We start from the raw sequence: 11,189 nt of genomic DNA on the forward strand, positions 1-11,189 counted from the left end.
GTCATTCCCCGCCCTCATGGGCAGAGTAAAGAAGGATGATGAGCATGGCGCGTGAACGTGACATCGATAAGACCGGCTTTGTCGATAACATGCAGCGTATGTTTCAGGCATCTGGCATGGTGGGCGGTGTTGCAGTGCGCATGGCAGGCCATAAGCTGGGGCTGCGCAGCAATAAAACGAGCCATGCGGAGGAGTTACGCGCTGTTTTAGGCTCATTAAAAGGGCCGATGATGAAAGCCGCGCAGCTTCTCTCCACCATCCCCGGGGCTTTGCCGGATGAATATGCGGAGGAGTTAGCACATCTCCAATCCAATGCGCCGCCTATGGGGTGGAGCTTCGTGCAACGGCGGATGAAGGCCGAGCTAGGGCCGGGCTGGGAGGGGCATTTCCGCTCTTTTAGCCATGAGGCTGTTGCAGCGGCATCATTAGGGCAGGTGCATCGCGCGGCTTTGGCCGATGGGCGCGAGGTTGCATGCAAACTGCAATATCCCGGTATGGCCGGCGCGATGGAGCAGGATTTAAAGCAGCTTAAACGCGGTTTAGGGGTCTTTAGTCTTGTGGGTAATGCCATTAGGCAAGATGAGGTCTATACCGAGCTTGCGGAGCGGATGCGCGAGGAGTTGGATTATATTCGTGAGGCCAGCCATGTGCGGCTTTACCAGCATATGTTGGCCGATGTGCCAGAGGTTACCGTCCCTCATCCTGTGGCAGAGCTAACAACAGGGCGACTTTTGACGATGGATTGGGTGCCGGGTCGCTCCATGAAGTCCGTTTTGGCTGAGCAACGCTCCCAAGAGGAGCGCAATGCGATTGCGGTAGCGTTGTTTAAAGCATGGTACACGCCCTTTTATCGCTATGGGGTGATTCATGGTGACCCGCATATGGGTAATTTTACCGTGCGAAAAAATGGCGGGTTGAATCTGTTGGATTTCGGCGCGGTGCGGATTTTCTCGCCTCGTTTTGTAGAGGGTGTCCTTGCGCTTTTTCATGCTCTGCGGGATGGGGATGAGGAGCGCGCTTATGAGGCTTATTATGCTTGGGGCTTTAAGGATATTTCCCGCGAGCGTGCAGCGGTGTTGAATGAATGGGCACGCTTTTTCTACCGCCCTTTGATGACGGACCATGTTTGTGATGTAGGGGAGAGCAATAACCCCCAAGAGGCCCGTAAAGTGTTAGAGCGTGTTTATGAGGGGTTAAAACGGACGGGCGGCATCACCTTACCGCGTGAGTTCGTGATGTTAGACCGCTCTGCCATTGGGTTAGGCAGTGCCTTCTTACGGTTGGGGGCGAAGGTGAATTGGCACCGGCTCTTTATGGAGCTTACGCAGGGCTTCACGGTGGAAGCCCTCACAGCCCGCCAAAAAGAGGCCTTGGAGAAAGCGCAGGTTAGTCCCGCTCAGTAAAAATAAGGCCCAACGCGCTTAATACGTGTTGGGCCTCATCATAATGCAGATTATGGCCGGTCCTTACCGGAGGAACTTCTTTAGCAATGCGCCACCAATCTCTTGGATAACATCTTGCTGAAGAGACTTGCCGAAGTTTGCGACATCGCCGCCTTGCTCCCCAGAGCTTGCCCCGTCTGTCTTTTCACCAAGATGGCTAACAAGCCCAGCAAGCTGCCCCACAAGGTCGCCCGCATGGCCTTGACCATTTTGGAAGATGGAGGAAATTTTCTGGAGGCTCTCGGCCCATTCACCAGCTTGCGCATCGCCATTTTGGGAGGCTTCCTGCATTTGGCCGGTTAACCGGTCAATGAGTTGAAAAGCCTCTTGCGCTGTGTTGCGAAACTGCGTGTAGCTCCGCGTAATTTGTTCAATATCCATAAGGGTCCAACCTTTTTAGAGATGTGACGTTTGAAGAAGCGGGCTCGCGGTAAATAATCTCTCAAGAGCTACTAGTTTTATAGGATGGAGCAGCCCGAGGAGGGCGAGCCATTTATTCCGTTATTAGCATCTTGTGATAGCAGAAAGATAGTCCCATTTTAGGGGGCATGGTAGTCTCATCCTCTCGTAAGAAGAAAAAACCTATCGCCCCGCGTCAGACGGATTTTTTCCCTGAACGCCAACCGGCAAAGCCAAAGCTAAAGCGGCTTGTTGTGCAGTCGGACTATGAGCCTTCTGGTGATCAACCCCAAGCGATTGCAAGTTTGGTAGAAGGGTTGGCCGCTGGAGAGCGGGACCAAGTGCTTATGGGCGTGACAGGCTCTGGTAAGACCTTCACCATGGCGAAGGTGATTGAGGCCGCCCAACGCCCTACGCTCATCATGGCCCCCAATAAGACCTTGGCCGCCCAGCTTTATAGCGAGATGAAGCAGTTTTTCTCCGATAATGCGGTGGAATATTTCGTCTCCTACTATGATTATTACCAGCCAGAAGCTTACGTTCCGCGCTCAGATACGTTCATTGAGAAAGATAGCCAGCGTAATGAGCGCATCGACCGGATGCGCCATGCCGCCACACAAGCATTGTTGGAGCGCAATGATGTCATCATCGTAGCGTCTGTCTCTTGTATTTACGGTATTGGATCGCCCGAATCATATGCGCGGATGAAGATTCGCCTCGTGCCGGGGGAGATTATCGACCGTGACGACCTCATCCGTCATTTGGTGGAGCTGCAATATCAACGCAATGACCTCGCTTTTGAGCGTGGCACCTTCCGTGTGCGGGGGGAGCAGGTGGATATTTTCCCCATCCAGAATGAGGATCGTGCTTGGCGTGTAATGCTCTTTGGTGATGAGGTGGAGAGTATTACAGAGTTCGACCCGTTAACAGGGGAGAAAACGGCAGAGTTGGAGGAGGTAAGCCTCTATGCCAGCTCTCATTACGTCACGCCCCGGCCAACGCTGAATCAAGCGATGGTGAGCATCAAAGATGAGTTGCAAGAGCGGATTCGGTATTTCCAAAATGCGGGGAAACCGCTGGAGGAGGAGCGCATCCTCCAACGGACCAATTTTGACCTTGAAATGCTAGAGACAACAGGCGTGTGTAAGGGGATCGAGAATTACTCCCGCTATCTCTCTGGGCGTAGGCCCGGTGACCCGCCACCAACCCTCTTTGAATATCTCCCCGAAGATGCGTTGCTCATTGTTGATGAGAGCCATGTGGGCGTGCCGCAAATTGGTGGGATGGAGCGAGGCGACCGCGCACGGAAGGAAACGCTGGCGGATTTCGGCTTTCGTTTGCCATCATGTTTGGATAACCGGCCTTTATCTTTTTCGGAGTGGGATGCGTTCCGCCCGCAAAGTATCTTTGTCTCCGCCACGCCAGGGCCGTGGGAAATGGAACAAACAGAAGGGGCCTTTGCTGAGCAGATTATCCGCCCCACAGGCTTAACAGACCCGATAACCATTATCCGCCCGGTAGAAGGGCAGGTGGACGATTTGTTGCATGAGGCCAAAGCCACGATTGCCGAGAATGGTCGTGTTCTGGTCACAACCCTCACAAAACGCATGGCCGAGGATTTGACAGAATATCTCTCTGAACATGGCGTAAAGGTTCGCTATCTCCATTCCGATATTGATACGTTGGAGCGCATGGAGATTATTCGAGATTTGCGGTTAGGCGCGTTTGATGTGCTGGTGGGCATTAACCTCCTGCGGGAGGGGTTGGATATTCCCGAATGTGCCCTTGTGGCGATTCTTGATGCGGATAAAGAGGGCTTTTTGCGCTCGCGTACTTCGCTTGTGCAGACTATTGGCCGTGCCGCTCGTAACGTGAATGGCCGTGTCTTACTTTATGCGGATAAGGAGACCGATAGCCTACGTTATGCGATTGAGGAAACAGCCCGCCGCCGTGAGAAGCAAATGGCGTGGAATGAGGCCCACGGCATCACCCCGCAAACTGTGCGAAGCCGTATTAGTGATACGCTCTTTCAAGAAGAAATCGCGGGCAAGGAGCCTTCTGCCGAGGCAGACCCACAGCTTACCCTTGATGAATTGCGTAAAAAGATGCGAGAAGCCGCAGCAGAGCTTGACTTCGAGCAAGCAGCGGCCTTTCGTGATGAGATTCACCGGCGGGAGGCAAGTGATATTGGCTTGGTAGCTCCCCCCATGCCCGCCAAAGCCGCCCCCCAAGGGCCAGCCCGTAAGACGACCAAACGGACAAGCAAACGCAGAAAGAAGGATTAGCCATGTTAACCCTAAAGAGAGACGAGCAGAGCCTTACTATCCTGCCTGATGTCGGGGCCGCTTTGGTGCAATGGCAGGTGCGGGGGCATGATATTCTTCGCCCTGTCGCTAATGAGGCTTTACGCGGGCAAAAGGGTATAGCGGTGGGGGCTTACCCGCTTCTGCCTTATGTGAATCGTCTTGCGAAGGGGCAATTCGCTTTTGGGGGGGAGGCGCATCAGCTTGCTTTGAATATGGAAGGCTGCCCTCATTCTATCCACGGTAATGGGTGGGAGCATGAATGGCAGGTCTCTCATAAGACGGAGAGCCACGCTATTTTGACCTTCGAACATAAGCCAGAGGATGAGGCGGCGAAGCGGGAATGGCCTTACGCGTATCGGGCTGTCATCTCGTATGAGTTACGCGCTGATGGGCTGCATATCTCTTTAGTGATGAAGAATTGTGATGAGCGTGACCAGCCTGTAGGGTTTGGCTTTCATCCCTTCTTCCATGCAACAGAGGCAGCCCGTTTAACCTTTAACGCGGACTCCGTGTGGTTGACGGATAAGACAGGCCTGCCAGAGACGCAAAAAGCCTGTGAGGGGGAGTGGGATTTCTCCAAAGGGCAGGCTTTGGCAGGGCGCGTGTTGGATAACGGTTTTGCAGGCTTTACCGGTTCTGCGCTTTTGGAGCCATCCCCTACAATTCCGTCTGTGACGATAAAGGCGGATGGAATATTCTCTCATCTGGTGGTGTTCTCCCAACTCGCTGATGACTATGTGGCTATTGAGCCTGTAACGAGCATGACGGACGCGCTTAATCGGCCTGATAGTGCAGGGCGGGGCGTACATGTTCTTGCGCCGGGGCAAAGCTGTGGGGGGATGCTGCATCTCCATGTTGAGGCCCCACGCCGCCCGGCAGAAGGCTAGGCTGTATGGCTGGTGAGAAGATTGCGCTGCATCGTTATCTCTCCCCTCAAGGGGCTGCGCGGATGCGGGCGGAGCTTAAAGAGCTAACCCAAAAGGAACGCCCGCAAGTTGTGGAGATTGTCTCTTGGGCGGCGAGTAATGGGGATCGCTCCGAGAATGCGGATTATCAATATGGTAAACGCCGCCTCCGCGAGATTGACCGGCGCATCCGCTTCCTAACCAAAAGGCTGGATCAGGCCGTGATTGTGGACCCCGCCGCGCAGACCAATCGCCAGCGTGTCTTTTTTGGGGCTACTGTATGTTACGCTGATGAGGAGGACCGCCATTATACGGTGACCATCCTCGGTGTGGATGAAGCGCGGTTGGAGCATGGGGAGATTAGCCTGCAAGCCCCTGCTGCACGGGCCTTGATGAAGGCGGCTGTGCATGATGAAGTGACTATGCACACCCCCTCTGGCCCTGTATTGGTAGAGGTCCTATCTATCACCTATCCTCATCCGGCTTAAGTCCGGCCTAAGAGAGCCATCTGGCTTGCGCCTTTGTGACCTGCTTTGCGGAGTAATAAGTTATGGTGTCGTTATCATCGTCCTCATGCCGTGTGGCTGTGCAGATGGACCCGTTGGAGGAGATTAATATTGATGGCGATTCCACCTTCGCATTGATGTTAGAAGCCCAACGGCGTGGTCATGAGCTTTATGTTTATCATCCCACCACATTGTCTTTATTGGAGGGGAAGGGCACCTCAAGCCGCCTCCAAGCGCGGGGACGTAAGGTGAGTGTCCAGCGTAAAAAGGGGGACCATGCGGCTTTTGGCCCAGAGGAGGTATTAGACCTCGGCAGTTTTGATGTCATTCTCATGCGGCAAGACCCGCCTTTTGATATGGGCTATATCACAGCGACCCATATGTTAGAGCATATTCATGGCACAGGGCCGGGGCGGGCATTGGTGGTGAATGACCCTATCTCGGTGCGCAATGCGCCAGAGAAGTTGCTGGTCACGCATTTTCCCCAGCTTATGCCGCCAACCTTGGTTACATGGGATAAGGAGGCGATTGCCGCTTTCCGCCAGACGCATAAGGACATTATCCTCAAGCCTCTGTACGGCAATGGTGGGGTGGGCATCTTTCGGGTGAAGGAGGATGATGAGAACTTCTCATCCCTTTTGGAGATGCACTTCTCTCGCTCGCGTGAGCCTTTAATGGTGCAGCGTTACGAACCTGCTGTGCGGTTAGGCGATAAGCGCATCATCCTTGTAGATGGGGAGCCGATTGGGGCGATCAACCGCGTGCCAGCCCAGGGTGATGCGCGCTCTAACATGCATGTCGGTGGTCGTGCCGAGCGTGTGGCCCTGACAGCGCGGGATAAGGAGATCTGCAAAGCGATAGGCCCTTACCTTAAAGAGCACGGGCTTATCTTCACCGGCATTGATGTGATTGGCGATTGGCTGACGGAGATCAACGTCACGTCCCCAACAGGCCTACAAGAGCTGGATCGCTTTGATGGCATTAATAGTGCTGGGCTAATTTGGGAGTGTATTGAGGGGCGTCTAGCCTGACCTCTTTATACCCTATGGTTGGTGCGGGGGAGGCGGCGCATCACTCTCTGCACCATGCTTCTGCATCTGTTGAGGCGATGGCTCTGTGTTTTCCCCTTCTTCTGCTTGTGAGGGCTTTTTAGAGGGGTGGAGATTTTCGCGGAAGGGGACGGCTATACCGTCAGAGAAATAGCCGTCCTTTATGTCGATACTTTTAGGCATTTTATCGCGCGTAAAACGGTTAATCGCCCAGGGGATGAGTTTCTCTTTATAATAAACGAGATACAGGCTTACCCATGTAAGCAGGCAGAGCAGAGCGAGAATGAGGTTAAGATGCTTCATCCTCATAGTCCTGCCTCTTAGACCAAGGCGATGCAAGGCAGATACGCAATTTTTTTTACATTATACTGCTCCGTGACCTTGTCATCTAAGGGTGATGAGAGGCAAGAAGGAGGCGAACTGACTGGTGTCAGTAGCGATTATGCTCCCCGCTTTAATTGGGGGCAGACTGTTGAGGCTGCGTTTTTTTCATGGTGTCTTCCCCTAACCCTCGTTCTTCTCTTGATGCAGATAGTGTGCGTGAGGCGTATCGCCGTTGGGCACGGATGTATGACAAAGTCTTTGGTGGTGTCTCTGCCTTTGGGCGGCGGCGGGCTGTAGCCGCGGTGAATGCCCTATCGGGAGAGCGCGTGCTGGAGGTTGGTGTTGGTACCGGGCTTGCTTTGCCCTCTTATCGGGCTGAAAAACGCATTACAGGAATCGATCTTTCAGAAGATATGCTGGCCTTAGCCAAAGAGCGCGTAAAGCGCGATGGCCTGCGTAATATTGATGAACTTTTGGTGATGGATGCAGAGCAAACAAGCTTTGCTGATAATAGTTTTGACATTGCCGTAGGGATGTTTGTGGCCTCTGTGGTGCCGCATCCTGATCGCCTGTTGGCTGAGCTAAAACGGGTGGTAAAGCCGGGGGGGCATATCCTTTTTGTCAACCACTTCCTAGCCCGGGGGGGGATTCGTTTGCATGTGGAGCGTGTGATGGCACGGGCCTCGCGTGCGCTAGGTTGGCATCCTGATTTTGCGATTGAATCACTCCTGCCCCCGGAGGATTTAGCGCGTGCGACGATTACACCTGTTCCTCCAGCGGGGTTGTTTACCCTCGTGACATTGCCGCCAGAGCCGTCTAAAGAATAAGGTCTTCCATCCGTTTAAGGATGGTTAGATTGGATTGAGACAAGAACAAACTGGCATCAAAGACGTGACTGCAAGGCCCTTATTTCATAAAACATCCTCCGTTCCAGCGTATCAAGGGGGCGGGGCGTTCTTCCTATTGGCATTTTTTGCGGGCATGTTAGGGGGAATGTTAGGGCTGCCTTTCCTCCATGTGCAACCCTCTGCTGGTGTTGTGGTGGCTCATGCGTTGTTGATGACGCTTTATGTCGTCTGCCCTGTGATGTTGGGGGGCATGGCGCAATGGTTTCTCCCCAAGCTGTTAAAGGGTGAGGGGATGGCCCTCCCCACTGCCTCTCATATTGGGTTTGTGCTGTTAGCTGTCGGTGTGTTTTTGCTGCCTGTTATGCCCTATGGGGGGTTAGCCCTTTGGGCCTTGGGGATGTTGGCTTTGGCCGTCAATGTTCTCGCCACAATATTGGAGATGCGCTCTATCACCTTTCGGGCGTTTCCTCCCCTCATTTGGGCTTTTGTGGGGAGTGCTTTGTCCGTTCTCATCGTAGCACCGGTTCTTTTGGCTTTCCTCGTGCGTAGTGGCTTTGCGGGTGGTGGGGCAACAGCTTTGCTGGCAGTCCTGCATGGTGGGGTCGAGATGAGCTTGCTGAGCGTTCCTTCTTTAGGGATTATTGTTGCAGCCCTGCTCCCTGCCAAAGCGGAACGTGGCATGGTCGTACGATGCGCCCCTTATGCTTTTGGGGTGATGGGGCTTGTGCCTGTTTTATGCTGGGCAGACCATCTATTTGGGGGGCTATCCTCCACGGCGTATAGGGTCGGGCTTGTGGTGGGGCTCGCGATGCCCTGCTTGGCTCTTTTAGGAGCGTTTCTAGTTGATATGTGGCGCGCACGTTTGCCATCCGGCCCTGTGGCAAGCTGGGCCTCTGGTGGTTTGGTGTTGCTTTTAGCGGGCTGGATTTTGATGGTGTTGGGGGATGTGCAGTCACTCCCCTTTGGGCTTTCAGGCGCGGCGAGCCATCAATTAGTTATGTTTGGTAGCTTATTGGCACTAGGCGCGGCATTTTATGCGTGGTGCTCTACGGGGTTGGCTCAGCATAGTAAAGGGCTGGCCTTTTTTGGCTCCCTTCATGCTTTTTTGACATTTATAGGGGCGGTCTGCTCGGTCATGCCGCAGCTTGCTCTCCCCGCGGTTATCTTGATGACGGCGAGTCTGGTCATGTTCGGCTTGGTCGCAGGGCGGCTCTGGTACGCTCTGTTAGTGGCGCGTGCCAACATTAGAGCCGAGCTTGAGTGTAAAGGGTAATCGCATCATGCAGGCATCATCCACACCATCCTCATCGCTACTAACGCGGTTTATGGCTATGCTGCGTGTAGAGGGACAAAATGGTGATGCCGCCTTGCAAGATTGGATCGCCTTGCTCAAACCGCGGGTGATTTCGCTGGTTGTATTTACGGGGCTTGCAGGCATGGCTGTGGCCCCTAAATGGCCGTCTATCCCCGTTGGTCTTGTTATCATTGCTTGTATTTGCATCGGGGCTGGGGCGGCTGGGGCCATCAATATGTGGTATGACCGCGATATTGATGCGATTATGAAGCGTACGCAGGTTCGCCCTGTGCCAGGCGGGCGTGTAGAGCCGACGAGCGCGCTGGTTTATGCCGTGATTCTCTCCGTGGCGTCGGTTGTGGTGCTGTGGTTGGCGACAAACCTGCTCGCAGCGGGGATTTTGGCGTTCTCCATCTTCTTTTACGGCGTGATTTATACGATGTGGCTTAAGCGTAGCACGCCGCAGAATATTGTGATTGGTGGGGCGGCGGGGGCTTTCCCCCCCATGATAGGCTGGGCTGCGAGCATGGGCTCGCTAGATGTGTTGCCTGTAGTGATGTTCGCGATTGTCTTTTTATGGACGCCGCCGCATTTTTGGTCTCTCTCCCTTTATGCGTGTAAGGATTATGAGAGTGCGGGCATCCCCATGTTGCCAGTCGTAAAAGGTGCACGCCATACGCGCTGGCAGATTGTCATTTATACTGTGATTTTAACCCTTGTCTCGCTCGTGCCGAGTGTGGTGGGTCAATGTGGCTGGTTCTACACAGTTTGCACCAGCCTGTTAGACCTCGGCTTTATCTATTACGGGCTGCGCGTTCTCTGTGATAAGCAAGATGATAAGGGTAACAGCCTGACAAAGGATAAACCAGCTCGCTACGCTTTTCGCTACTCGCTGGCATATCTCTTTTTTCTATTTTGTGGTCTATTGATTGATAGGGTTCTTCTGATATGAGCGATCTTAATACGACCCCCCGTCGGCAAGGCCGCCTTTTTGGCATTGTTGTTGGCTTGTCCTTCTTTGCTCTTTCCCTTTTTGTGGCAGCTCTTTACCGGCTGTAAGGTGCCTTCATAAGGGCTTATAAAAAACCCCGCATCTCACCAGCATAGGCAGGATGCGGGTTTTTTTTACCCATGCTTAGCAGGTGTAAGATTACCCTGCTTGTTGGATGGCAGAGAGAATCCAATTACCGCGCCCATCGGCCCGGAGGAAGGTCCAAAGCTCTGTAATAGTTTGCGGCTCGGTTTTGCTGCCATCAAGCACTGTGCCCATACTATCGGTCGTGACATCGACAGCAGAATATTGCAGAGCAACGCTAGCGTAAGTGATATTGCCTTCCCGCCATGCCTCGGCGAGGTCCCCACGGATGAAACGTACCTGAGAGACGATATTGCGCGCCCCACGGCTTGTAAGCTCGGAGAGTTGGTTATTGAAGTAACTCACCATCTCCGGCGTGGCCATACGTTGCAGGGAGGCCATGTCCTGCGCGCTCCATGCCGCTTGGACATTGAGCAAGAGTTGTTGGAAGCTCTGATAATCCTCTGGTGTTAAGGTAACATCTTGTGCTGGTGTCGCCTGAGGTTGGTTGGGGAAGGGAGATGCCCCACCATTAGCGGGCGTAAACCCCGTTGTAGGGCCATTATTCGTGCTTGAGGATCGCCGCCATAATTTGATGATGAAGTTTATCAGCAACGCAACGAGCAGTGCTTGGAAGATAAAGCCAAAGAAGGAACCGCCACCACTAAAGCCCCCAAAGAAGCCATGCCCGCTAAGCATTCCAAAAAGGCCAGCCCCTAAGAAGCCACCGGCCAAGCTGGTCAGGAAGGGATGACGTGCCGCAAAGGGAGGGCGCATCCCACCACCAAAAGCAGGACGGTTAAAGCCACTGCCCATGGAAGGCTCTGCCGTGCCGTAAGAGGGGGTGCGTGGGGTCATGCTACGGTCCATAGGCCGTGTCCAGCTAGGGGTAACGCTGGTGCGGGGCGGTGCGCTCCATGTACGGGAGCCACGGCTGCCAAGGGAGGAGCCCATCCCAGCGCGGGCCTCAGCGGCAGGGGCGAGGGCAAAGAGCGGCAGGCACAGCACCGCTGTGGCAAGAGGGATAAGACGAATACGCAT

The 11,189-nt window shown here is 54.0% G+C and carries 11 protein-coding genes; 8 read left to right on the forward strand and 3 right to left on the reverse strand.

All coding sequences use genetic code 11. The annotated features are described in order from the left end of the window. Positions 1–44 precede the first annotated feature (44 nt). Positions 45–1,403, forward strand: a complete 1,359-nt coding sequence (locus tag GM556_RS02710) for an AarF/ABC1/UbiB kinase family protein (protein WP_155579180.1) — start codon at positions 45–47, stop codon at positions 1,401–1,403. A gap of 63 nt (positions 1,404–1,466) precedes the next feature. On the opposite strand, the gene GM556_RS02715 is transcribed toward GM556_RS02710, so the two are convergent. Further along, positions 1,467–1,823: a hypothetical protein gene (locus GM556_RS02715; RefSeq protein WP_099026081.1), complete on the reverse strand. Its 357-nt coding sequence runs from the start codon at positions 1,821–1,823 to the stop codon at positions 1,467–1,469. 167 nt (positions 1,824–1,990) lie between these two features. Here GM556_RS02715 and uvrB point away from each other — a divergent pair, with 167 nt between their 5' ends. From uvrB to gshB, 4 genes are all read left to right on the forward strand, one after another. Further along, entirely contained in the window at positions 1,991–4,126 is a 2,136-nt protein-coding gene (gene uvrB / locus GM556_RS02720) for an excinuclease ABC subunit UvrB (protein ID WP_155579181.1), read from the forward strand. A gap of 2 nt (positions 4,127–4,128) precedes the next feature. Beyond that, the gene (locus GM556_RS02725; RefSeq protein ID WP_155579182.1) at positions 4,129–5,034 is read left to right on the forward strand and encodes an aldose 1-epimerase; all 906 of its coding nucleotides are present in this window, start codon (positions 4,129–4,131) and stop codon (positions 5,032–5,034) included. A 5-nt stretch (positions 5,035–5,039) separates the two neighbouring features. Further along, positions 5,040–5,540 (forward strand): transcription elongation factor GreB, encoded by a 501-nt coding sequence (gene greB / locus GM556_RS02730; protein WP_099026078.1) that lies wholly within the window; start codon positions 5,040–5,042, stop codon positions 5,538–5,540. Positions 5,541–5,602: 62 nt separating this feature from the next. Continuing rightward, on the forward strand, positions 5,603–6,589 hold the full coding sequence (gene gshB, locus GM556_RS02735; protein ID WP_099026077.1) for a glutathione synthase: 987 nt from the start codon (positions 5,603–5,605) through the stop codon (positions 6,587–6,589). Between the two features lie 12 nt (positions 6,590–6,601). Here gshB and GM556_RS02740 read toward each other — a convergent pair whose 3' ends face one another. Further along, positions 6,602–6,910, reverse strand: a complete 309-nt coding sequence (locus tag GM556_RS02740) for a hypothetical protein (RefSeq protein ID WP_155579183.1) — start codon at positions 6,908–6,910, stop codon at positions 6,602–6,604. 188 nt (positions 6,911–7,098) lie between these two features. Between GM556_RS02740 and GM556_RS02745 the strand changes: the two genes are divergently transcribed. The 3 genes from GM556_RS02745 (at position 7,099) to GM556_RS02755 (ending at position 10,025) form a co-directional block, all read left to right on the forward strand. Further along, positions 7,099–7,758: a class I SAM-dependent methyltransferase gene (locus tag GM556_RS02745; RefSeq protein WP_155572973.1), complete on the forward strand. Its 660-nt coding sequence runs from the start codon at positions 7,099–7,101 to the stop codon at positions 7,756–7,758. 64 nt (positions 7,759–7,822) lie between these two features. Next, complete coding sequence (locus GM556_RS02750; RefSeq protein ID WP_155579184.1) at positions 7,823–9,052, forward strand: hypothetical protein; 1,230 nt, start codon at positions 7,823–7,825, stop codon at positions 9,050–9,052. Between the two features lie 52 nt (positions 9,053–9,104). Beyond that, complete coding sequence (locus GM556_RS02755) at positions 9,105–10,025, forward strand: heme o synthase (RefSeq protein WP_155579278.1); 921 nt, start codon at positions 9,105–9,107, stop codon at positions 10,023–10,025. Positions 10,026–10,223: 198 nt separating this feature from the next. On the opposite strand, the gene GM556_RS02760 is transcribed toward GM556_RS02755, so the two are convergent. Beyond that, positions 10,224–11,189 carry a Tim44-like domain-containing protein gene (locus tag GM556_RS02760; protein WP_155579185.1) on the reverse strand — a complete coding sequence of 322 codons (966 nt, stop codon included), beginning with the start codon at positions 11,187–11,189 and terminating at the stop codon, positions 10,224–10,226.

It is taken from the genome of Bombella sp. ESL0378 (assembly GCF_009725845.1).
Lineage (GTDB): Bacteria > Pseudomonadota > Alphaproteobacteria > Acetobacterales > Acetobacteraceae > Bombella > Bombella pollinis.